This is a genomic window from Photobacterium sp. GSS17 (assembly GCF_028621875.1).
Taxonomy (GTDB): domain Bacteria; phylum Pseudomonadota; class Gammaproteobacteria; order Enterobacterales; family Vibrionaceae; genus Photobacterium; species Photobacterium ganghwense.
The window spans coordinates 1,443,893-1,467,793 of record NZ_CP117517.1; the positions used below are offsets into that span (position 1 = coordinate 1,443,893).

Genomic DNA, 23,901 nt, shown 5'->3' on the forward strand with positions numbered 1-23,901 from the left:
ATGCCACAAGCAACACATCAGCAGAGGAAGCGCAATCTACAGGAGAAAATGCATTGCCGCGGCGTGGAATACAGGGAGCCACGGCAATGCCAGGGGGATGGGGTTACTGAAGAGACTCAATCAATTGGTTGAGTTCTGAAACCAGCTCTTCGGTTTTCGGGTTGTGGTTTTTCATCGCTGTAAGGGTATTGTTTTGCAGTTCGTTTTGCAGTGCCATCAGCGATTCATCTTCAAGCAGTGTCTGGCGTTGTTTGGCCAGCGTTTGCTTGGCTTTCGCAAATTCATGCAGCAGGTCGCTGCGCTCTTGTTCAGACAAACCTTCGTCACGGATCTTTACCTGCAACTCTTGGGCCTGAGCAATAAATTCTTCAGGGTTATAGCCGATTTCCTGTGCTTTCTCTTTGTAAGCACTTTCGAACGCTTTGGCTTGTTCAACCAGTTCCGGGTTTGCTTTCAGTGCTTGCTGACGAATGCTGGTCAAATCACGCTGAATCGCATTGATTCGCTGTGTGGTCGCTTTCGTGGCCGCGGCTTGACTGGCAACGTTATCGGTCGTTTCGCTTGCCTGTACTGGCTGAGTCAGCGTAAACAACGCGGCCAGCATCACAGGTAGTGACAGCTTCATGGCTTTGCGGGTAAGTGCTGGGAATGTGGCAGTACGCGTTAAGCTGTTTTGCATAGAATAACCTTTGCTAGTTGTGACTTTCTCGTTCAGGGCTAAACCCAGAATGAAACGTCGATTTCCGGTTGAAATCAATGTATCGAAGCTTGTTTATCGATATGTCAGTATTGTGTCATGAATACTGCACGAAAACTGAACAGCATAACAGAAAAAAGCCGGCAATCCTTCTGCCGGCAACGTCACGATAGTGATGGAAAACCGCTGGCTGCTACGACCAGCGGGGATATTATTCTTCGCCTTTCAGGAAGTTGGTATCCAGTCGGCAGAAGGCCAGCAGCAGGCTGGCTGCGGCCGCATAGAACCCAAACGGGTCTCGCGCTTTGGCGGCACTGGTAAACGCCGGCAGCCAGTTCAGCAGCATGTTTTCCAGAAAGTGAAGTTGCGCCTGCATCTGCGGTTCGGCATCGGCTTCTGTCTTTTGCTGATTGGCCATGATAATCAGGTTGCCCAGAAAATCCAACTCGATCGCCAGGTGATCGGCCGGTTCGTTAAAATCCTTACGTTGGGCAATTCCGTATTCATCCAGTAACTGATTCATATCCTGCGCCGGTTTGTCATTCATCAGTCCGCTTTCGCCGACGTACATGGATGCATATGGCAAAGCACCGGATTTGGGTGTGCTTAGGAACAGGCCGCAAAAATCGGCAGCCAGTTCTAATTGAGCGTCTGCGCGTTGTCCCAGACGATGGATAGCATCACGAAATGCGTCAACCTGTTGCTTCAGTTCTTCGGTCATGCCAAGGCCGGACAGGTAGGTCAGCATTTCGCCGTCCTGGTATTGGGCAATGTCTTCTGCCGTCAGCTCACGGGCAAACAGGGAAGACATCCACCAGTAAAACTCGGCTCGTTGTTCGTTGAAAGCAATGAGTTCTTTCATGATCACTCCAAATCAGGCTGTCGGCGTCTTAATATGCGCCGTTTGAAAAGCATATTCAGATAGTTAAGGTGCTGACCTTAGTATATGTGAATAGGCTCTCGTCGATACGGGTCGGTGTACCTGAGATACCCGGCTCAGCGAAGAGAAATCAGCCAGGGGGAAACCCCTGGCTGTCTGAGGTACAGATTATTAGCGTAGTTCCGGGTTTATATTAAATATCCATCGCCGGGAACAACGGGTTGATCTCAGTTACTTCTGTCGGGCCGTTGAAGCCGGTAACAGCCGGCACCGGACCAGTGTATTTCTCTATCTGAACCAGTGCCGATGCGGCCGATGTTGCCTGTGCCAGTTTGGAAGAGCCCACATCCTGAGTCAGTACGTTTGGATCGCCGTACGTACACAGCGTACCTGGTTTACCGCCTTCCAGCGGGCTGTACCATGCACCTTCGTGAATACGACACACGCCAGGCATGTAGTCGTCAGTCACGACAGCACCCGCCAGCACCTGTCCACGGTCGTTGAATACGCGCACAATGTCACCAGACTTAATGCCGCGTGCTTTGGCATCTTCTGTGTTGATGTAGATCGGTTCACGATCGGCCACAGAGTAGGTCGCACGGTGCTCAGTTGACGAACACAACTGCGAGTGCAGACGGTGTTTAGGGTGCGTACTCTGGAGGTTGATCGGGAACTTGTCAGAGCGTGGACCGCCATGGCTGCGCTCATTTTTCTCGAACCACATCGGGTGACCCTGACAGTCGTCGTAGCCCATGTCGGCAATGGTCTTACAGTAGATTTCAATCAGGCCGGAAGCCGTACCCAGTGGTTCCAGATCCGGTTCTTTACGGAATGACTCGTGACGTACCCATTCCTGACCCGCAGGAAATTCGATAAAGCCTTCACCTTCCCAGAATTTCTTGAAGTTAGGCATACGAACGCCCAAACCACGACCTTGCAGGCGAGCGCCGTTATAGATCTGCTCAATCCATTCCATTTGTGTTTTGCCTTCAGTAAAGGCTTCTTCACGGTCGAATCGGCGGCACAGATCTTTGAAAATGTCGAAGTCATCTTTGGCTTCGTACATAGGTTCAACCACTTTCGGCAGAGCGATGATACCGGCGTTGGAGTGGTTACCGTATTGCTCAATGTCATTGCGCTCGTGCGTGGTTGTTGCCGGCAGGACGATATCCGCGAAACGGCAGGTCGCTGTCCACTGGTGATCAATTGAAATCACGGTTTCCAGCTTACGCCACGCTTTGATCATCTTGTTACGATCCTGGTGGTGGTGGAACGGGTTGTTACCACAGAATACCGCCATCTTCATTTCAGGGAAGGTCACATCATGGCCGTTCCACTTGATGGTTTTACCCGGGTTTTCAATACAGTCGACAAAGCGGGCCACAGGAATGTAGGTCGAGTAGCCTTTGTAAGAGCCGTTGTGAATCGGGTCAACACCCGTTACACCGCTGAAGCCTGACATCAGTGGGCCATTTGAGGTAATGGAACCGGCGTCGTTGTAGTGCCAGCCGAAACCGAAACCACCGCCCGGCAGACCGATTTGTCCCAGCATGGCGGCCACCACAACCAGCATCCACGCGTACTGCTCGCCGTGCTGCATGCGCTGCAGACACCAGCCACCGATGATCTGGGTACGGCCTGACGCCATCTGACGCGCAATTTCACGGATCTTGTCAGCTTTGACGCCACAGATCTTTTCCGCCCATTCCGGTGTTTTTGCTACGCCGTCTTTCTCGCCCAGCAGGTAAGGCAGGAACTTATCAAAACCTGTGGTGTAGTCAGCAATAAACTCTTTGTTGTACAGATTTTCGCTATACAGAGTATGAGCGATCGCCAGCATCAGTGGCACGTCAGTTTGCGGGTTCACACGCACCTGCTCGCCACCGACAAATTTCTGGGTATCGGAAACCACAGGGTCAACGTAGATCACTTTGATCTCGTTATTTTTCACTTTCTCAGCCAGTTGCTCGTAGTACGCGTACGGGCTGTGGTCAGGCACCAGCCAGCCAACCTGCAGGTTCTTGATTGGGTCAGAACCCCAGATCACGATGGTGTCAGAATGCTCAAGCACCAGCGGCCATGAGGTTTGTTGCTCGTACACTTCCATCGCACCAGCAACATACGGCAGTACAACCTGTGCAGCACCGGTTGAGTAGTCTCCGGCTTTTGACAGGAAAGTACCGTGCAGACTGATAGCACGCATCATCATGGTACTTGCAGAGTGCAGTTTACCCACAGACTGCCAGCCAGTGTGACCGGCATACAGGGCACTTGGGCCGTACGTGGTCTGAATGCGCTCCAGTTCATGATAGAAGAAGTCCAGCGCCTGCGACCAAGGCACACGCACAAAGCGGTTATCACCACGCTGGCTGGTGTCAGACTTAAAGCCGTGCTTCAGCCAGTCAAGACGAACCATCGGGTACTTCACTCGAGCCGGGTTGTATACCACTTCACGCACACCGTTGATCATCGTGGTCGGGTGTTTGTCTTTCTCGAAAGGAACGGTATCTACCCATACGCCATTCACGACTTTGGCACGGAATGCGCCCCAGTGTGAACCAGACAGTACTTCGCCGGTGAAGGTTGCTTTGGTGTCTGTGGCTGCCAGTGCGCTGCGAGGAGCCAGCAGGCTGGTGCCCACAACGGATGCTGCACTGGCCGCTACCAGACCAGACAGAAAGCGACGGCGTGAAACGCCTTTATTGAGAATTTGAGTCGCCATTGAACAATCCTTAATTTTAAATTCTTTGTGGAAAAGTGGGGGGAGCTGTGCTCCCGCCACCGTTCAGGAATTAGTGCGCGCCTGCGCCGCCTGTGTCTTTGCCGTGGTTCTGCAGGTATTTCAGCAGAGTACGTTCTTCTGTCTTGCTCAGGCGGTAATATGCGCTCATTGCATTCAGGCCAGAGATCCAGCCGTTCGCAGTGAAGTGCGCTGGGTCTGGTGCCGCGTGGCAGGCGTTACAGGTTGAGCCGTACATGGTCTTTGCGTAGTTCCAGATTGGCTGGATATCGTCAATCATGTCTTCCGCAGTAATCCAGGCTTCGACAGAAACGTGCTGCCATACGATGTCTGTTGCGCTGTCGGTTTTCTCTTCAATCAGTTTCTCAGTCGCTTTCACATCACCGCGAATGGTCGCTTTAAAGACACGTTTACCCAGGTATTCGGTCATCACACGGCCTTTACCTGCTTTTTCCAGCCAACCGTCGATTTGTACTTTCAGCATGTTGTCTTTGCGTTCCAGCACTTTGACCTGAGAAGCCGGCAGCAGTTTACCGTCAGCTTTGCTGTTAGGGTCAGCCACGGCATACAGGTCTTTTTCACCCAGCGAGTACAGGACTTCGGCATTGGCACCCTGGCTGTTTGCTGTTGCCTGCAGCGCCTGGAAGTCTTTCTGGAAGCCACCTGCCATGTTTGGTAGTTCGTGCGCAATACCTTTGTGACACTCGATACAGTTCAGATCTTCGGCCGCCGCTTTCTTCATTTCGAAAGCTGCTTTCGCTGATTGCTTGCTGTGATCCATGTTGTCGTAGGAGTGACAGCTCTTACAGGTTTTCGAGTTCTGGCTGCTCATGCGTTCCCAGACTTTCTGAGCCATCTCCAAACGGTGATCTTCAAATTTTTCCGGTGTATCGATTTTGCCGGTAATAAAGTGGTGATACAGATCTTTTGCCGCTTCCAGTTTACGGAATACTTTGCCCGGAAAATCTTTAGGCTGGTGGCAGTCAGTACAAATAGCCTGCACACCGGAAGCATTTTTGAAGTGAACTGTTTGTTTATATTCTTCGTAGTTCTGTTCCATGGTGTGGCAAGACGTACAGAATTCAATTGAGGATGTCAGTTCAAATCCTTTATGAACTACAAAGGTGCCCGCCAATGTAATACCAATGCCCACTAAAACCAGCGCAATAATAGGATACTTGCTGCTTGGCTTTATTAACTTTTGCCAAAGTTTTTTCATAGTATGATTCCGTGTATGGATGAATTGCCTGCCGTAAACAACGGTGACGTTTAAATTTTTATGGGGTAATCTTAATTCCACGATGTGAATAAGGTTAACGGTGGCGATTAACAGAAATGTCTGTGTTATGACAAATTGTGAATAGCCGCCTTTTGTACTACCGTTAAAAAGAACAGTTAAATAGACATAAAGAGAATGAAATGAGTCATCACGTACTTGTAGTTGAGGATGAGATTGTTACCCGTACCAAGTTGGTCGGTTATTTTGAAAATGAAGGGTATAAAGTCAGCCAGGCGGAAAGCGGCATGCAAATGCGCGAGATTATGGCTCAGGAAAAGATTGACCTGGTGATGCTGGATATTAATCTGCCAGGTGAAGACGGTCTGATGCTGACCCGTGAACTGCGTAGCCGTTCGGAAGTCGGCATCATTCTCGTCACAGGTCGTACAGACAGTATTGATCGTATTGTCGGGCTGGAAATGGGGGCCGATGATTACGTTACTAAACCGTTTGAGTTGAGGGAGTTACTGGTACGTGTGAAAAACCTGCTGTGGCGTATCTCGCTGGTGGAAAAGGCCCGTTGCGAGACAGTGACTGAAATGCAGGAAGACAGCATCATCCGATTTGGCGACTGGGTATTTGATATCAACAAACGTGCGCTGACCCACAATGGTGTGCCGGTAAAACTGACCAAGGCTGAATACGAACTGTTGGTCGCGTTTTCGTCCCATCCCAATGTGGTACTGAGCCGCGAGCGCATTCTGAATATGCTCAGCCATCGGGTAGAAGCACCGAACGATCGCACCATCGATGTTCTGATTCGTCGTATGCGTTCTAAAATGGAAACTGACCCTAAAAATCCCCAGATCTTTGTGACCGTTCATGGTGAAGGTTACATGTTTGCGGGTGACTAATATCCCATACAATTTCAATTCTGTTTTGTCATAACTTGTCATATTTAGGTCGACTCACAAGGTGTGTCGACCTTTTCCATAGCGATAAATCCGACCTTTCATTGATATTGATCAATTTTTATTACTGGATATTAATATGCCTGGAATATCAATTTTGACCATTAATTTATCATTAACTTTAAATATGTATTTTTTAATGGTTATTGTTTTTATCCATGGTTTATCCTGGTAACAAAAATGGGCCTAAATCTTTTCTTAAATGTAAATGAAAAATTGGCGGTTATACATTTTATAAATTCAAAGTAACCGGAATATTTAAATTTTTTTCTGAAGACAAATTTTTCATAACGGATAATCGCAGAGTGGCTGATTAAATAATAGCCATTCAACAAAGCGGTTCGATACTTTTCCCGAATGAAATTTCCAGATTACTCGAAAAGAATGCGTCAAATTAATACCGTTGATGGTGAAAAATCATTCATTAACTGAGCGTGAGTACTAAGTGAAGTTCAGCTTACCCTGTCAATTTTTACATGGTTCGTAAAGGCAGCATCTTAAGCCGCTCAGTATCAATGAGGAATGGAAATATTGAGGAAATGAGGAAATGATAAAGGAGAAGAAAAAAGCTACCCAGCTGAATAGTCAGATCGGGTAGCCTTGTAAACACTTAGCTTTGTAAACGAATCATCTTGTAAACGAATCGCCCTGAAAACAGATAGCCTCTTGCTGATAGCAGCTTACGATGAATAGCCCAAGATGAGCACAGCGCATCCTGAGCGGTCAACGGTGGTAGCCTTAGGCATTTGCCAGAATGGACTCTGTCATGTTCATGATCAGCGGATAACTTTTCTCACTTTCCTGAGCAATCTGAGTCTGCTCTTCAAGCACATCCTGTAGGATGGCTTCTGTGGTTAAAGGGTTAGCCAGCACCACGCGGAAAACGGTAGTCAGTTTACGATCCCACTTTTCAGGGGTAATCCGAGTCCGTGAGACAAAAGACTTCCCTGATTCACGCTGACGTTTTTGGATGAACTTGGTCAGATCGTCCAGAGCATCCAGCAGAAGCTCTTTCTGCGCCGTGTTGGCGATTGCCAGTGCTTGCTGAGTGCGAGCCGGCAGGTAGCGGTAGGTCAGTAGGCAAAGTTCCGGTTCCGTGACCAACTCAAAGTCAGGGTGCGCCTTGATCAGTTCAGAGAAATAGCGGGCTTTCTCGATACTGTTGTTGATCAGCATTTCGTAGCCGGGACGACTGATAATGTTCAGGCTGGCATAAAGCAGCATTGCCATTCCGCTGCGTGAACCTTCCAGCGTGTGGCTCCCTAAGTCTTTTGAACCTTTACGCAGAATATATTCCGCATGGTGTTCAATCGCACTCATGGATGCCGGGTTTTTGAAAATGACCATACCCGCGCCCATTGGCACATACAGCTGTTTATGAGCATCAATGGTGACGGAGTCTGCACGTTCAATGCCCTTAAGCAATGGACGGTACTTATTGGACATCAGTGTTGCGCCGCCCCAGGCTGCATCCACATGGAAATGGCAGTCGTATTCGGCAGCCAAATCAGCCAGTGCATCAAGGGGATCAATGTTACCGGTTTCCGTTGTACCGGCGACACCAACAATGGCAAAAACTCGCACATTCTGCTGTTTCAGTGATTCCAGCTTGGCACGCATTTGATCAACACAAACCCGGTTATCACTGTCTGTCTGGATCGGAATCAGGCAATCCCGGCCTAAACCGAGAACATCTGCGGCTTTTTTCAGCGAGTAATGGCCCCGCTCTGAGACTAGCACAGCCAAGTCTTCATAGCCGTAGTGCTTCATTGCCCGGAACAAGCCTTCCTGCGCCACACCACGGAATGAACCATCTGGCCTCAGGGCGTTATTGCGTGCCACCCACAGGGCGGTAATGTTGGCAATGGTGCCCCCGGAGCAGAATGCCCCGAGCGAATGGTTAGCACTGTGCATCCACTGCGCATAAAAACGCTCATCTTCGTCGTAGATGAGGTTGTGCAGCATGCCAAGTACCTGACGTTCCAGAGGGGTGAATGCTTTCGAGGTCTCGATCTTTACCAGGTTTTGGTTCAGCCCGATCATGATTTTTGACAGCGGCATCAAAAAATAGGGCAGTGCTGAGGTCATGTGACCAATAAAGGTCGGCGCCGAGGTATGGACAGACTGCGCCACCAGTTTATCCAGCAAGAAATGCGTATGGTCTGAGACAAAGCTGGGAGACTCAGGAATGTCTGCGCAAGAAAAGTCTTTTTCGATCTCGGCCAGTGGCTTTTCTCTGGCCGCAATGTGCGTCTGAAGAAAAGCGTTCAGGTTTTCCGAAATCTCTTTCTCGATCCGGCCCAGGGTTGAGTCTGGTGCTTCCGGCACCGTAAAAATGCGATGTAATGACGCTTGGGTCGCATCGGCTTTTTTAGAATCCATCACTGCCATATCACTTGATATCTTGTAATTTTGTTCGGCAAATTGTTGCTAATTTAATGCAAATTGCCGCCGCTGTCGAAAAAAATTAAAAGTGATAACTCAAACCGGCAGTGATCACTGTTCCTTCGTTTTCATAGAAATTGATCTTCGAATCGCTGTAGCCGTACCCTGCAATGCCCAGGAAGCTCCACTGTTTCCAGCCAAAAGGTTCGGCATATCGGTATGCGAGATAAGCTGCCAGCAAGCTGTCTTCCTGTTTTTTGCCGAAAACGGGGTTAGCTTTATCATATTCGGAGTAGTCGTAATGCAGTGTGACGGCCAGATTAGAGCGTTCAAAGTTTTTGATAACGGTAATATCCGCACCATATCTGTCATTGGACATCGCATCACCATCGGCGTCAGTTCTGGTGTAACTGGCTGCGCCACGCAGGGCCAGATCCTGATTAATCCGATGCAGGTAGCTCAGTTGGCTGTAATAGATATCGCTGTCACGGCGAAGCAGTGCTTGTTCATCAGGCGTGAAATTAGCCAGACCGCTTTCTTCATTGTCAATTTCGCGCTCACGCAGTGCAAATTCAAACGAGAAATTTGTGCCCAGGATGCGGTCATAGATCAGACGCAGAGCCTTGGTATTTACGTCGGTCTCTTCACGGTTCACGTTGGTTACGAAGGGATCTTTCCAGGTTTCTGAGGCAATAAGGCCCGGCGCATACGCAATAGTGATAACACTGTTATCTTGTAATCGCTGCTTATAACCCAGCTCCAGGTTGAATCGACCGTAGATCAAGTCACTTTGGTTACTCCCCATGTAGACTTGTTTGTCACCGGCCTGGTTGGTGTATTTCAGGGTACCGAGAGGGAAAATAATGCCGCTGTCACGTCCTTGTCCCTGGCTGTCCAAGCTGTCGGTAACATTGTTATCGGTATCAAATTGAGAGCGTGTGTGTGAATAACCGGCCATTACAGCGATATCGCCGCTCAGACCTGGTTGCCAGTCTTTAGCTGTTGCGGCATAGCCGGGGAATGAGGCAATAAGCAGTGCGGAAATGTGAGCAATTCTACCCAGAGAATGCGAACTCATGAAGACTCCTGATTTAAGCTGATGTGGATTGTTTGTTATTTTTGTAGGTGTTATGTGGGGGATTTTTACAGAGTTAGTTATTAAATAAAAGCAGGCAGTAATTTGCTTTACGGCGTTGATGCATAAGCAGAGGGTATATTGTGAACTTCGTTTATTTTTCGCAAACGATTCCACATAGTTTCCGCGCTTTTTATTTATACAAATGACGATAGAAGTTGGCCGTGAACATAATCCATTTTTTTCAGTGAGCTTTGCTGTAATGGATTACGGTAGGTGTATTACAGGCGGATATTGAGACAAAGACAAAGTGAATACGAAGGTGACCATTTTGTGAGGGCAAAATTGGCTGGCAGGGAAAGTGTGATCACATCGCACTTTCCCTGCCAGCCAACAGGTGCAGCCTTAATCACATGAGATGTCAGCAATGGCTGTCATCGCTTTGTTGTAATCGTTGAGAGGCTTTTCAATTTTACCCGGATGGGTCAGGAGTTCGGCGAAGGCGCTACGCAGTGCATAGTTCTGAGGGTGAGGCTTGCTCTGGCGGTCATCAAAAGCCTGCTTGGCGGTTTTACCCAGTTCTGAATGTTGCTCAGCTAATGCCTTTACATCCTGCTGGGTCAGTTTCAGCCAGGATTCAACCGGCTGCGACAAATCCAGTTTTTCTTTGTCGTTGGCAAGATACCAGTCGAACACTTCACGGTTAAGCTCAAAGTGGTGCTTACGTCCTTCTAAAAACCAGTCGCCGACGTCTTTCAGGCTGGCATCTTTCTCGACAGTGATATCAACCAGTTGCTGGTACCAGGTCAGTGAGGCATCGATATATTGGTGATATTTTTGGCTTTCACAGCTGTCATTGGCAGCCAGAGCAGTGGCTGGTAGCATGGCGGCTGAAAGTAAAATTGCAGCTAACTTCATTGCCTTTCCTTGAATGTAATATCTATTGGGCCCAAGTTGTCGCGATAGCGCTTGAGTTCGCTTTTATTTTTGCTAAGCCATCTTATGTCCTGATGGTTCGCTGATTGTAACGGGATGATTGAGCAAAGGAAAAGGATTCTTTGTGGGAATGGATCACTGTTAACACAATTGAACGGGAGAGTCGTGGCCTTAGTGGTATTTAAACCGTTGTGTTTAAAAATGCTTAACACAGTAGCTGGCCCAAATAAAAAAAGAGGCCCATGTGAGCCTCTTTTTACTTTTTGAATCAGAACGAGATCTGAAGTGTTCAGTGTCCGCGCTCTTTCATGGCGACGGAGATACAGAAGGCAGCTCCACCCCAGGTAATGCCCAGTCCGAACAGCATCATGATAATTGCACCTGTAGTCATAATTATGCCTCCTGATGAGTCTGTGGTTTAGATGACAGGTTAATGATGACAGCCAAAACAAACATGGCCGCAACCAATCCCCAACCCAGCATCAGCAGGTCGGATGTTTCATAACCGCCGTAGCCTTCACTTGCTGTATTCAGCAGGTTGGTGCCCAGGATTACAGCCAGCATCAGTGGGCTCAGGTAACGGATACAGACTTCAAACCATTTGCCGACAGTGATTTCTGAACGCTCGTTAACATAGTCACGAATGTCAGAGACTCTCAGTAGCCAAGCGATGATAACCAGTTCAACCAGACAGCTGCTCAGCAGGGCAATGTTGTTGATGAAGTAGTCGACCAAATCCAGCAGTAGCAGACCGCCGTTGGTTGCAAATGCCATTGACACCACAAAACCGACACCACATACGACTGAAGCGGCTTTCTTACGTGACCAGTGCAGTTTGTCGATAATGGCACTGGTGACAGCTTCCAGAATCGAGATGTGTGAGCTCAAACCGGCGACCACAAGAGCCAGGAAGAACAGCGGACCCAGAATATAAGGTGCTGGCAGCAAGTTGATAGCTGCAGGGATGGTCACGAAGGCCAGCCCCACACCAGCAGAAACGACTTCTGTCAGTGGCTTCGCTTGCTCCTGAGCCATGTAGCCCAGTACGCCGAAGATCAACACACCCGCCGTGATTGAGAAACCACAGTTGATTAACACGGTCATAAAGGCGTTGTTGTTGATGTCAGATTTTTCTGGCAGGTAGCTGGAGTAAGCCACCATGATGGCAAAGCCCACACTCAGGGTGAAGAAAATCTGACCATAAGCTGCAGACCATACTTTTGCGTCCATGATCTTGCTGAAATCAGGTTGGAACAGATAGTTAATACCATCCACCGCACCCGGCAGAAAGATTACACGAGCAATCAGCGCGATAACCATGACAAACAGCAGAGGCATCATGATTTTGTTGGCGCGTTCAATCCCGCCTTTTACGCCGGTAAAGATAGCTGCAAAGGTGACTGCCCAGGCAATGGCCATTGGAATGGCAATGTGGAATTGCAGGTCACCGAGTTTAGACGGTGAGTTTTCACCTAACTTCAGGTATTCGCTGAAGAAGTAGGCGTTGGTATCCGATCCCCAGCTTTGAGAGAAAGAAAAACCAAGGTAGGAAATTGCCCAGCCGATAACCGCGACGTAATAAACGGCGATAACAGCAGCAATAAACACCTGGAACCAGCCCAGCCATTCATACTTCACACCCAGCTTAGAAAAAGCGCGGGGAGCGGCACCACGTAATTTATGACCGAGGCTGAATTCCATGATCATAAAAGGGATACCTGCGGTGAGCATGGCAAAAAGGTAAGGGATAAAAAATGCGCCGCCACCATTCTCATAAGCCATATATGGGAATCGCCAAATATTCCCCAGGCCAATTGCTGATCCCACTGCTGCCAGGATAAACCCGGCTCGTGAGCCCCATTGTTCTCGTTTCATATGCATCTCCTTATGTACTGCAAATCCCTATATAACGAGGAATTAGTAGAGAAATATTCCATTAATAAACCGTGACTTGCATGATCTTTGAAAGGTTAGACCAGGCAGATGTTTCGAGAGTAGCTAGAGAAAATGTCTTACGCAATAGAGCATAGTAGAGGACCTGCTTATGTCCAGTGGTGATATTCATTGGTAGCAGTAGGTAGGATGAAACAACGGAGTGGGGCTTGGGAAAAGGCTGGTTTAATTCACTATTGTTAAGTTTTACGCTAGTGATAAATTTTATTTTACATATTTGCAATCAATGACCATAAAATAGCCAAAAAGGAGTTATTCACTGTAAAAAACAGAGAAAGACCAGAGCATTTGGTCTTCTCTGCTGTCATTTGGCTCTTTTAAAACGAATATGTGAGGCCGAGATTGGTCTGAAACTGCGTCAGCCACTCTGAATCGATTGAAACGTTGCAGGTTTCATTCCCCGTGTGCAGTGTGCAAATGGTGCTGGTGTCGCTATCAATCAGGTTGGCCAGCCATCGAGCTTCAAACACCACCGCAAAATTGTCAGCCAGCTGGTAGGTCATTCCACCGTGGATACCAGCAGAAAACACTAAATCGCTGTCACTCCAGTCAACATCCAGGATCGTGGTGCCTATACTGGCACCAATAAAACTGTTCAGCCGGTGCTGCAATTGATAGTGAAGGGCGCTTTGCATATGTACGTAGGTCAGGGTGCCGTCATCACTGAATGGGCTGGCTTCATTTTTTTGGTGGCTGATAAATAGGCCGACCCGACCATTTTCAAAATCTGTTTCCAGGCCCAGGGCGTAGTGAACATCGTTATCGATATCAATGTTCAGCTGATTTTCATCCCGGATGTTATTGGAAAAGGTGTAGCCGATATAAGGAGTGACATAAATTGTGTTTTCTGCCAGCGCATGCATTGAGGTGAACAGGCCGACGGCTGCAAAAAGCAACTTGGGTATTTTCATTTCCTTGTCCAGTTTTCTAAACAGAAATTTAGTGTGACAGCTTTCCGAAATTAGTGCTTTTCCAATAGTCATAATCTTGAAGTCTCCCTAAAATAGGGTTAAAAATATGTTAAGCCATGATAAGTAGTGAGGTTTTTATGATGGACTTTGATCTCAAGTTAGCACTTGTCACCGTTGCTGTTGTGATGACGGTACTGTTTTCATTCGGCATTATCGCGATTACTACGTAATTTATTAATAATAAAGCAAATTGTGATCACTATTGAAAAACTGAATGGGGAGTGCGATATACTGTCTGCCAACGTGTTCGTTATGAAAGAGGCAGGTGTATGACTAATCATTTGCCATTCAGTTTAAAAGATATTGATATACAACTGGTTAACAATTTCTCCTCTAAACTGAAAACTGCAAAAAAGCGTCGTATCGCTCTTGTCGTGCAAGGGGGAGGCCAGCGGGGTATTTTTACTGCCGGGGTTTTTGACGCTTTTCTTGAAGCTGGTTTTGATCCCTTCGAGTTATATATCGGAACGTCTGCCGGCGCTCTGAATCTCTCTTCTTTCATTAGTCGTCAGCCTAAATTTGGCTACAATTTTATTGTCAATTACACCACCGACAGTAAATTCTTCAATCTTTACAAATATCTGAGTCAGCAACAGTCAATGGATCTGGACTGGGCATTGCGCGAAGTAGGAGAGCAAGGCTCTACGCCACTGGATGTCGTGACGGCGCAGCAGGTGCTGCGTTACCGTACCGCTCTGGCTTGCATGACCCGAAAAGATACCTTGCAGGATATATATATGCCCATGTATCAGGGCAACTGGACTGATGTATTACGGGCATCCTGTGCAATACCGGTGATTTATAACTTGCCGGTGAATATCGATGAACTGGAGTGGGTTGATGGTGGTGTCAGTGCTGCGGTACCGGTAAAAGAAGCCTGGAACCGGGGGGCGGATTTAGTCATTGTCGTTCGCACTGAACCCTTGTTACTCAGGCCGCAGCAAGACGACAACCGGCTGTTAAAAGACTGGCGGGAAAAAATAGAAACACTGGTGCCTGAGTATATTGATCGTCTCAGCCTGAATGAGTCGATTGATAAAGTAAAGGTACTGCACAGTGAATGGACATCAAAGTTTGATAGCTGGAAACAAGCGAGGAATGAGCGCCATCCGGTCGACAATGCCATTGAAGAAAGTGCCGGTGAGTTAATTGAAGCTGAAGCCAGCAAAGGAAAAAAATGGAGCTTATTGTCGGTCGATAATGTCGAACGTTTTCTCAAAATTGCCGGTAAGAGTAAAAGTACCGAGGTGATTGAGATGCTCAATCGCTATTACACGACCTACCAGGCGGCACATGATTTTATGTATGCACCACCTGAAGGGTTGCAGGTGATCCAGATTGCACCGGAAAAAAGCCTGCGTAGTCGCGCTTTGCTGAGTGATAAAGATGATCTGGAAGTGGACTACCGGGAGGGGAAAGTTGTCGGCAGAGAGTTTATCGCGCATTTCGCAGATATCCTAAACGACACGACCAGCTTGCCCAAGCGGCGATAGCGTTGATTCTGGTATCTCTCTGGTGCTTTTCTCTTGTGTCTCTCTGGTGCATACGGTGTCGCAAGTGTTTCTTCTGTTGTATTGAAGCACTTCTGGGCTGAAGAGAATTCTCAGCCGCTCATCAGAAAGCAAAAAGGAACCGTCTGGTTCCTTTTACTTCATTTCTTAAGCATGCTTAAGGTCTTGGAAAAATATTTGCCTTGTCACTTCTCTCAGGCAAGCACGTTTTGCAGCCAAGGCCAGCCTTGCTTTTTGCGACTCAGAGTATTTTCCATCATCAGGTGACCGGCAGCGTCTGCAAATGGTGCCAGCTTTTCTGACCATTCGCCGCGGAACAGGAGTCGGGTAGTGCTGGTGGTAATATCTGTCAGCATCAGTGCGGCCAGTGCCAGACCTTCCTTGTCACAACGACGCTGCAGATCTGCTTCCAGTTGGTCAATCATCTCTTCAACCTGAGCCAGTGTTGCCAGCTCAATTTGACCAACAACCACATCGCGCTGATTAAAGGCATACGCTTTCAGGTCTTTGTTGACCAGCTCATCGGCGGAAAGTCCGGCAATATCGGTTTTGGCAATCAGCAATGCTTCAGTAAAAGCATCCAGATCCTGTACATCGGCAATTTCGGCCAGAGCAGTGACGGCGGCCTTATCTTTATCCGTGCAGGTTGGTGAAGCAAAGCCTACGGTGTCGCTCAGAATGGCCGACATCATCAAAATCGCCAATGGACGCGTGATAGTGGCATTTTCCATCTGGAACAGATTAAACAGGATGGTGCAGGTGCAGCCCACTGGCCAGATCCAGGCTTCCAGCGGGTTAACGGTGGTCACATCGCCCAGACGATGGTGGTCAACAATGCCTACGATTTCGGCGGCTTGAAGGTCGTCAGGGCCTTGTGCCAGATCGGAAAAGTCGACCAACCATACAGATTTACCAGCCACGGTGGTACACATTTCCGGCGCTTCAACACCTGCGGTTTCGAGGATATGCTGGGTTTCACGGTTGATGTCTCCCTGACGTACCGCTCTTGCATCCAGCCCGCGAGCTTTAAGTAGTTCAGCCGCCACTAATGCAGAACAGATGCTATCACTGTCAGGGTTTTTGTGACCTACGACTTCAATCATGTTGTTTCCTGTATTTTTAGAAGAGGAAGGGAAGGGACGTTACGGTCAATAAGAGTCGCAGCCTGTGCGCCTCTTGACGATTAATATTGCCCCTGCCTGAAAGGGGCATAGTGTAATGGGGTGTTATTGCAAAACGATTGATATGAAACAAACTCGCAAGCATCAGGCCGTTGGAACTTCTTGTTTGTTTTCGTTCGCGGTAGCTGCAGGAATCTCCAGACCGTGATGGCGACTCAGGTACTGACACAGTTCATCAAACGGCATTGGTTTGGCGAAATAGTACCCTTGCAGTAACAAGACCCCTTTGCTTTGCAGGTAATCAACTTGTGTTTGCGATTCGACCCCTTCTGCGATCAGCTCAACCCCTGCGTGATGAGCAAACAGGATAATTGCATCCAGCAGGGAGGATTTCACATCATTGGTGCCAATCGTATCGATAAACATTTTATCGATTTTCAGGGTGTCAATCGGCAGTGATTGCAGGTAGCTGAAGCCGCCATAGCCCGTGCCTGCATCGTCCAGCTTGATACTGATTCCGTGATGCTTGAAGCGGTCCAGGACTTCTTTCGCCCGTAACACATCAGTAAAAGGCGTGCGTTCGGTTACTTCAAACGCAATTTTTTCTGCTGGCAGCTTACCTTTGCTGAGTATATTCAGTACGCAGTCAACAAAGCGATGGTTTTCCAGCTGCTGCGGAGTGACATTGACACTCAGGGAGAAGGTCGGCCCTGTCGGAAACGTCTCTGAGAACTGATGGACGACTTTGTCGAGTAAGTTTTCGGTCAGTTCTAGGATTTGCCCGTTGTGCTCCGCGATGGGAATAAACTGATTTGGGGCAATGACCTCTCCGTTCGCCCTGTGCCAGCGAATCAGCACCTCACAGCATTCCACCCTATGTGTTTCCGTATTGATGATAGGCTGGTAATAAGGAACAAATTCATTGTTTTTCAATCCGTGAACGATCAGATCGCTGAGCCGTTTCTCAGGAGGCTTGCGCAAACCCAGAATCAGACTGAAGGACAGCAGCAGAGACATCAGCAGCATTTGGGTAATTTCGACATCATGATCGACAACTTCCCTTAGACCCTGCTCAGTGGCGTAAAGCTGGACATCAAACTCTTTTGTGAATGCTTTACTGGCAATGAGGCGATAAGACTGGTCGGCTGTTTTACGTTTTATGGGCAATTCACGATTTCGATACAGCAGTGACATCGCAAAACAGTTGATACAGGCTTCGCTGTCCGTGAAGACATTCTGGAAAGGCTCTGTGATGAGGATCATTTCACCTTTGGCCAGATAGAAGGTGATTTTCAGACGCTGATTGAAATATGGCTCAACCATAAACGCATTGTACTGGCTGTCATGCAGGAAAAAGAATTCTTTGTTCCGGAAGTCTTTAATCAGGCTGACATCCTTCCCGTAGACGGAACAATGCTCATGAGGGGTCTGGAGTTCCAGGAACTGAATGACCGTCGGGTTTTCACTGGCGTCGCGTAGAATACCGATATCGTGTTCATCACAAGTGAAGGATAACTGCGTGGCGAGTCGCCTTGCTTCCTTGCCGATATCCATGTAGCGCTTCTGGTAGAAGTCGAACAGATTGTCCATCCTTTCCTTGGCTTCAGACGCAAATAATCTCTCCCCAAGAAACGGTGAGCTTACCATAATGACTAATGTACCCAGAATAAATACCAGAGCGGGCAAGCGCCAGCGTCGCCAGAATGTCAGATCCATAGTGCGGTACATGCGTCAGAATTAACGAAGGAAAAACATTCAACCATAATTCGTGCGGATATTACAGACCATCAGGTACGTAATTGGATGTTATTTTCATTGTACATTACTGACTAATAACTCAGCATAATTGTTTGCAGAGGATCTATGCTTTATTGATCTTAATCTAAGGCAAATACCACTTATAACATGTATGTATAATGACTGTTAATAGGCTGTGTTAATGAATCTGTGTTTTTGGGACCATCATGTTGATGACTATCAATATTGATGCGATGTTTGAATGCGTGAGAAGGAGAGTTAAGAATGTGGCGTCTGTTGCCGGTTGTGATAAGTTACTGGTTGTTAGCAGCACATTTTTTTCGCCATTCGGTGTTTGATGTGGCGTTATTGCTGGTGTGCTTACCGCTCTTACTCAAGATGCGCTCCGCCTGGATACCTGTCGTGATGGGAGCGGGATTGCTGCTCAATGCCGCTATCTGGTGCTTGGTGACCTATGACATGCTTTCTGTCCGTCTTGTAATGGGGGAAAGTTGGGGGAGATTGCTGTTTATCATGGGAGGGGTGATCTGTTTTACGCTACTGTCAGCGGTCGTGTTCCAGAGCGATAAAGTCAGGGCTTATTACTCCTCGATAAAAGCCACCAGTTAGCGCGGATTGCAAGATGACGCCACGAAGTGTTTCATTGCAAGATCAAGATATGTTATGTTATAACATATCTTAAGTGGTGAAGGATCATTTGAGAAACAGGAGCGGGGCGATCTTAGCGGTATGCCTCAACAGGCTAATTTGTTATCACAGTGCCTTAGCGCTGTTTAAGTGTAATAATTTTAGATATCATCACTGCTAAGTGATAGTCCGGGTAGAGCCGTTTGACTCCCGTTGGGCTGATTAGTTTTTTTGAGTTATTAGCATTGTCGCGAGTACGATAGGCTGTTTCTGCTGATAACTGTCTCATTGACTGGGTATTGCAATCCCGGCAGCAAACGTAATTAGGAACAACATGGTAACTGTAAGGGCCCGAGTGCCATTCAAAGTCGGCCAGAAAAGTCATATACCGGCCGAGCTGCTTTCATTTAATGAGTTAGCATCAGGTAAAGAACACGTAGCACTGATTTTCCGTGGTGCGGACAAGGGCGATGTACCGCCTCTGGTTCGTATGCACTCTGAATGTCTGACGGGCGATGTGTTTCATTCTTCACGTTGTGACTGTGGTGAGCAGTTGGACGAAACGATCGAAAGAATGGGTCAGGAAGGCGGCGTTCTTCTGTACCTGCGTCAGGAAGGCCGTGGGATTGGCTTGTATAACAAGATTGATGCCTATGAGTTGCAAAGTCAGGGCATGAATACATACGAAGCAAATAACCACCTGGGTTTCGGGGATGATCTGCGTGACTTTACTGAAGCGGCGATGATGCTGAAAGCTCTGGGGATTAATGCAATCCGTCTAATCACCAATAACCCAAAAAAAATCAGTGACTTGGAGTCTCTGGGTATTGAGATTGCGGAAGTTGTGGGCACGAAAGCGTATGTTAAAGACGGTAATGAAAATTACCTGCGTACCAAAGCGAGCCACGGTAAGCACCGTTTCCACTTTGATTGATTCAAACTGATGTCAGTCAAGTATATAAAGCCCTGCCTTCTGGCAGGGCTTTTTATTTGCCCGCTTTGGGTGGGTTGACATACTGAGTAAGTTCTCGTCGTGGCATACACCGCTTCGTCATCTGATTGTCCGCCTGTTTTTGTATTCTGGCTTCCTTGAAACTTTATGGTTCCGATAGTGATCAGGCAAGGATATTACTCCAGATGCATTTGCATCTGGAGCATGAGAACATACTGAAAATGAATATTCACTCTATTCAAAATGGTTGCGTAAAAATGCATGTAGGCGGGTTTTTCTCATGATGTGGAAAATGCGTCAGTAATATTAGTTTAACTAATCCGATTCATAATAAAGTATCGTGCTGTTGAGTGGGCTAAGTCCTTGCTTAGTCAGGGCTTCAGGATTACTATCTGCTCGAATTCTCCAGTTAATCTTGCCATCAAGGCTAATTATTTTGGCCTTATAAATTGCAAACCTGAAATTTAAAAGAGAATTGTTCTTTAAGTTGGCGGTTTTCGTTCAAATCTACCGCATGTATCGAAACATTATTCTGTGATAAGGATTCTGGTTGTGGAAATGCAATCGTCTTCTACCAACATGGTAAAACTGTTATTTCTGATAATCATTCTGGCCGCGGTTGGTCAAATGACACAAACCATGTATGTGCCTTCTATTCCTGTGATGTCGGAATATTTTTCAGTACAGTCGTCATACCTGCAGGCCGTCATGGCTGCGTACCTGATCCCTTATGGCTTATCCCAGTTTGTGTATGGGCCATTGTCAGATCGCGTCGGACGCCGTCCGGTTATTCTGCTCGGTATGGGGATCTTTTTGCTGGGTACTATCGGCGCACTGTTTGCGCCGTCATTTGAGTTGTTCCTGCTGGCCAGCTTTATTCAAGGCATGGGTACCGGTTGTGGCGGAGCTATGTGCCGTACGGTAACCCGTGACGCATATGAAGGGGCAGAGTTACACCGTGCTAATAGTCTGGTTAGTATGGGAATAATATTCTCGCCACTGATTGCACCAGTATTGGGGGGATATCTGTCCTCTTACTTTGAATGGCAGGCCAGCTATCTGTTCCTGTTGACCTTTGGTGCGGTGGTAACACTGGCAATGATGTCTCAGTTTTCAGAGACCTTGCCGGCAGAGAAACGCCGTCATGAACGTGTAATGGTCAGCTACCGCTATGTGCTAGGGCATCGTCGGTTCCAGGGCTATGTAATGTGTTTGGTCGCGACATTTGCAGGTATTGCGGTGTTTGAGGCTGCCGCGGGTGTGCTGCTTGGTAGTGTACTGAAATTAGATCCGGAAACGGTCAGCTGGTTATTTGTCCTGCCATTACCGGGATATCTGGCGGGCTCATGGATGTCGGCCGTGCTGGTGAAACAACTGGGTAACCGCCGAGTGATGACATTGGGTATGATCGCTATCATTGCTGGATCACTGACTATCCTGCTGCCGGGGTTATCCGGGCTGGTAACCGTTAATTCATTGATTGGTGGTGCGTTTCTTTACTTTATCGGAGCTGGGGTGCTGTTTCCGGCTGCGACAACGGCAGCGGTTGAACCATTCCCACATCATGCTGGTACGGCTGGCGCAATTCTGGGTGGTTTGCAGAACCTGGGTGCAGGTCTGGCAACATTGGCGGCTTCGTTAATGGGGGCTGAAAATCAGTACAACCTGGGAGCGGTCATGTCTGTTATGGCTGTGCTGGTGATGCTGAGTCTGATCTGGGTTCGTCGCAGTCAGAATGAAGATAAGTCAGTTCTGGCGTCATAACTACTCAGTTAGCGGAGCCGGTAATAAGAAAGGCGAGGTATTTACCTCGCCTTTTGCTTTTTCGTGGCACTGAAATCTGATGTCTAAGTGAGTTATTTATTTGTGATGTATCTTCTGACGCGAATCGGTCTTCAACCAGACAATGCATCAGTCACATTAGATTCGTTACTTTAGAATCTGTTACTTTTGAATCTATCACTTAAGAACCAGTTGCCTTGAATCAGTCACGTTTCCACAGAATGTGGCAGAATTTGTTGTCTGGATCGCGGCAGATCAGAAGACGGGCGAAAACATCGTCCACCTCGTCGGTTTTTTCATTAACCAGGCCGATACGTACTTCTGCGTATACGTCTTTATCGACGTCAAAACCTACGTGTTCTGCCCAGTCGTCTTGTGTTTCTACCAGTTCGGCAGCGCCGCGATCGTCAAACTGCAGGGTGAAAAGCATCACGTCAGCAGGTTCCAGATTGTCTGAAGCCATTTCCAGGAAAATGTCGTAGGCGGTGTCGATCACGTCGTCGTATGAAATCAGGTCTTGATTGTCCATGAGCGGTATCAGTCTAATGAAGGAGTAAAGCGACAGTATAACGATACCATCACTGAATACCAGCGTTTGCGGGCGGGCAGGGGGATTTAATCCAGGCCATCAACAATCAGGGTATGTTTTCCTGGCAAGCCTGTTTGGTATAAACCAGGCGGTTTTGGCGAGAGGGTAAAGACTGAATCCCTGAGGTTTGGCCAAACAAAAAGGACAAGCCGAAGCTTGTCCTTTCAATGGTCAGCAGGAGCAAGACAATTAGTCTGCTCGGCTCATGAAGCGGCGTTCCTGAACGTTGATTTTAACTTTTTCGCCGGTTGAGATGTACTCAGGTACCTGAACAGTCAGACCTGTTGTAAAACGGGCTGGCTTGGTACGAGCAGACGCAGATGCGCCTTTGATTGACGGATCAGTTTCGTTGATCACCATCTCAACGGTTGCAGGCAGTTCCAGGCCAACTGGTTTACCATCAGCAACCAGTACGCTCAGTCCCTGAATTTCTTCAGTGATAAACAGCAGTTCGTCTTCAATGTCTTCTTCGTTGAAGCTGTACTGACTGAAATCTTCTACATCCATAAAGATGTATTCGCTACCGTCAACGTAAGAGAACGTCACTTGGTGACGGGACAGGTCGACAGTGTCCAGAACATCATCGCCTTTGAAACGCTCTTCAACTTTCAGGCCGGTAGCCACGTCACGAAAGCGCATTTTGTAAAGGGTAGCTGCGCCTCGAGCACTCGGACTCTGAACATCAATATCTTTAACAAGCAACAATTTACCGTTGTACTGTACAGCGGCCCCTTTCTTAATATCACTCGCTTTTGGCATGGATTTGATCTTTCTGTGAGATAAAAAACGGAAATTACCACGGAAAGGCAGCAACACCAACATTTTCATGATGGGTATGATGGGGAAACCAAAAATTTTGTCTCCGGTAACTGCGACTAAGCGGGGATTTACGTTCAACAGATACGGATGAAACCGTTATAATTCGCAGGTTGACTGATCGCTATAAGGGCCAGCTGTGACACGTGTTTTACCTGTTCTCGATAATCGTTTTGCACTTCAACCGGAATTTCAGCCTGTTGTCAGCGGGATTCTCCATCAACTTAAAGCGGGGCTGGCCGCACATCTGCACAGCGTGTACCTCGCAGGCAGTATTGCCAGAGGAGATGGGCACCCCGGACAATCTGATCTGAATCTGACGCTGGTGCTGCACCGGCCCCTTACCGCAGCCCAACTGAGTACGCTGGATGTTATTGAACGACGCACCGCCCACCTATACGGCTCGGTGATTCGAGGGCTGGATATCCAGTGGGTGACGCTGGACGACGTTCTGGGTCTGGATGGGATATTCCGTTGGGGGTTCTGGTTGAAGCACGGGTGCCGGTGTCTGTCGGGCGATGATCTGTCATCCCGATTCGGCCAATTTGAGGCTAGCTGGGACATCGCCAAAATGCAAAACGGTGATTTGCGCGAGCAACTGGAAAATTACCGACGCCGCATTATGGCGACCCGGGTGGTAGCCCAGTATCTTGATGACTGCCGTTCTGTTGCCAAAAAAATGGTCTGGAGCTGTTTTTCATTGGTGTTTCATCGAGAACGACGCCTGGCATTGTCTGTTGAGCAGGCCGCCGAGATGTTTTTGGGTTACTACCCGGAAAAAAAGACCGAGATTGAACGTCTATTTGTTCTGATTTCCGGCACTCAGGTGCCAAAAAAAGCAACTCTTTTCATGATTACTGACTTTGGCGGCTGGATTGTGGCTGAGTTTGATAAGATTGATAGAAAGATAGGTTAAGC

At 47.9% G+C, this 23,901-nt stretch carries 21 protein-coding genes; 7 read left to right on the forward strand and 14 right to left on the reverse strand.

All coding sequences use genetic code 11. The annotated features are described in order from the left end of the window. Positions 1-103: 103 nt before the first annotated feature. The 4 genes from PGW97_RS06395 to torC form a co-directional block, all read right to left on the reverse strand. A complete protein-coding gene (locus PGW97_RS06395; RefSeq protein WP_047885648.1) occupies positions 104-679 on the reverse strand; it encodes a hypothetical protein in 576 nt (191 codons plus the stop codon). Positions 680-908: 229 nt separating this feature from the next. Then, complete coding sequence (torD, locus tag PGW97_RS06400) at positions 909-1,559, reverse strand: molecular chaperone TorD (protein WP_273859331.1); 651 nt, start codon at positions 1,557-1,559, stop codon at positions 909-911. Between the two features lie 211 nt (positions 1,560-1,770). Continuing rightward, positions 1,771-4,299 (reverse strand): trimethylamine-N-oxide reductase TorA, encoded by a 2,529-nt coding sequence (gene torA, locus PGW97_RS06405; RefSeq protein ID WP_207103223.1) that lies wholly within the window; start codon positions 4,297-4,299, stop codon positions 1,771-1,773. A gap of 70 nt (positions 4,300-4,369) precedes the next feature. Continuing rightward, a complete protein-coding gene (gene torC / locus PGW97_RS06410; RefSeq protein ID WP_047885645.1) occupies positions 4,370-5,536 on the reverse strand; it encodes a pentaheme c-type cytochrome TorC in 1,167 nt (388 codons plus the stop codon). Positions 5,537-5,736: 200 nt separating this feature from the next. On the opposite strand from torC, the gene torR reads away from it, so the two are divergent. Beyond that, positions 5,737-6,450 carry a two-component system response regulator TorR gene (gene torR / locus PGW97_RS06415; RefSeq protein ID WP_047885644.1) on the forward strand — a complete coding sequence of 238 codons (714 nt, stop codon included), beginning with the start codon at positions 5,737-5,739 and terminating at the stop codon, positions 6,448-6,450. A gap of 795 nt (positions 6,451-7,245) precedes the next feature. Here the strand turns inward: torR and panP are convergent. From panP to PGW97_RS06445, 6 genes are all read right to left on the reverse strand, one after another. Then, the gene (gene panP, locus PGW97_RS06420; RefSeq protein ID WP_273859332.1) at positions 7,246-8,898 is read right to left on the reverse strand and encodes a pyridoxal-dependent aspartate 1-decarboxylase PanP; all 1,653 of its coding nucleotides are present in this window, start codon (positions 8,896-8,898) and stop codon (positions 7,246-7,248) included. Between the two features lie 76 nt (positions 8,899-8,974). Continuing rightward, on the reverse strand, positions 8,975-9,970 hold the full coding sequence (locus PGW97_RS06425; RefSeq protein ID WP_273859333.1) for a DUF2860 family protein: 996 nt from the start codon (positions 9,968-9,970) through the stop codon (positions 8,975-8,977). Between the two features lie 402 nt (positions 9,971-10,372). Continuing rightward, positions 10,373-10,885 carry a hypothetical protein gene (locus PGW97_RS06430; RefSeq protein ID WP_047885641.1) on the reverse strand — a complete coding sequence of 171 codons (513 nt, stop codon included), beginning with the start codon at positions 10,883-10,885 and terminating at the stop codon, positions 10,373-10,375. Positions 10,886-11,192: 307 nt separating this feature from the next. Further along, positions 11,193-11,294 carry a MetS family NSS transporter small subunit gene (locus tag PGW97_RS06435; RefSeq protein ID WP_107193797.1) on the reverse strand — a complete coding sequence of 34 codons (102 nt, stop codon included), beginning with the start codon at positions 11,292-11,294 and terminating at the stop codon, positions 11,193-11,195. A gap of 2 nt (positions 11,295-11,296) precedes the next feature. Further along, positions 11,297-12,778: a sodium-dependent transporter gene (locus PGW97_RS06440; RefSeq protein ID WP_217391732.1), complete on the reverse strand. Its 1,482-nt coding sequence runs from the start codon at positions 12,776-12,778 to the stop codon at positions 11,297-11,299. Positions 12,779-13,173: 395 nt separating this feature from the next. Further along, complete coding sequence (locus PGW97_RS06445; protein ID WP_273859336.1) at positions 13,174-13,767, reverse strand: outer membrane beta-barrel protein; 594 nt, start codon at positions 13,765-13,767, stop codon at positions 13,174-13,176. Positions 13,768-13,904: 137 nt separating this feature from the next. Between PGW97_RS06445 and cydH the strand changes: the two genes are divergently transcribed. Both cydH and PGW97_RS06455 read left to right on the forward strand, forming a co-directional pair. After that, the gene (cydH, locus tag PGW97_RS06450; RefSeq protein WP_207103222.1) at positions 13,905-13,997 is read left to right on the forward strand and encodes a cytochrome bd-I oxidase subunit CydH; all 93 of its coding nucleotides are present in this window, start codon (positions 13,905-13,907) and stop codon (positions 13,995-13,997) included. A gap of 99 nt (positions 13,998-14,096) precedes the next feature. After that, a complete protein-coding gene (locus PGW97_RS06455) occupies positions 14,097-15,320 on the forward strand; it encodes a patatin-like phospholipase family protein (protein WP_273859337.1) in 1,224 nt (407 codons plus the stop codon). Positions 15,321-15,532: 212 nt separating this feature from the next. Here the strand turns inward: PGW97_RS06455 and PGW97_RS06460 are convergent, their stop codons facing one another. After that, positions 15,533-16,441 carry a manganese-dependent inorganic pyrophosphatase gene (locus tag PGW97_RS06460; RefSeq protein WP_273859338.1) on the reverse strand — a complete coding sequence of 303 codons (909 nt, stop codon included), beginning with the start codon at positions 16,439-16,441 and terminating at the stop codon, positions 15,533-15,535. A 162-nt stretch (positions 16,442-16,603) separates the two neighbouring features. Continuing rightward, the gene (locus PGW97_RS06465; protein ID WP_217391728.1) at positions 16,604-18,175 is read right to left on the reverse strand and encodes an EAL domain-containing protein; all 1,572 of its coding nucleotides are present in this window, start codon (positions 18,173-18,175) and stop codon (positions 16,604-16,606) included. Positions 18,176-18,481: 306 nt separating this feature from the next. Between PGW97_RS06465 and PGW97_RS06470 the strand changes: the two genes are divergently transcribed. From PGW97_RS06470 to emrD, 3 genes are all read left to right on the forward strand, one after another. Further along, positions 18,482-18,826, forward strand: coding sequence for a hypothetical protein (locus PGW97_RS06470; RefSeq protein ID WP_047885637.1), 345 nt, complete (start codon positions 18,482-18,484; stop codon positions 18,824-18,826). Between the two features lie 352 nt (positions 18,827-19,178). Then, the gene (locus PGW97_RS06475; protein ID WP_047885636.1) at positions 19,179-19,778 is read left to right on the forward strand and encodes a GTP cyclohydrolase II; all 600 of its coding nucleotides are present in this window, start codon (positions 19,179-19,181) and stop codon (positions 19,776-19,778) included. Between the two features lie 576 nt (positions 19,779-20,354). Beyond that, complete coding sequence (gene emrD, locus PGW97_RS06480; protein ID WP_273859634.1) at positions 20,355-21,560, forward strand: multidrug efflux MFS transporter EmrD; 1,206 nt, start codon at positions 20,355-20,357, stop codon at positions 21,558-21,560. 220 nt (positions 21,561-21,780) lie between these two features. On the opposite strand, the gene PGW97_RS06485 is transcribed toward emrD, so the two are convergent. Together PGW97_RS06485 and efpL are read right to left on the reverse strand one after the other, a co-directional pair. After that, the gene (locus PGW97_RS06485; RefSeq protein ID WP_273859341.1) at positions 21,781-22,107 is read right to left on the reverse strand and encodes an HI1450 family dsDNA-mimic protein; all 327 of its coding nucleotides are present in this window, start codon (positions 22,105-22,107) and stop codon (positions 21,781-21,783) included. A gap of 249 nt (positions 22,108-22,356) precedes the next feature. Then, positions 22,357-22,926 carry an elongation factor P-like protein EfpL gene (gene efpL, locus PGW97_RS06490; RefSeq protein ID WP_047885725.1) on the reverse strand — a complete coding sequence of 190 codons (570 nt, stop codon included), beginning with the start codon at positions 22,924-22,926 and terminating at the stop codon, positions 22,357-22,359. Positions 22,927-23,122: 196 nt separating this feature from the next. Between efpL and PGW97_RS06495 the strand changes: the two genes are divergently transcribed. Continuing rightward, complete coding sequence (locus PGW97_RS06495; protein WP_273859343.1) at positions 23,123-23,899, forward strand: nucleotidyltransferase domain-containing protein; 777 nt, start codon at positions 23,123-23,125, stop codon at positions 23,897-23,899. Positions 23,900-23,901 lie beyond the last annotated feature (2 nt).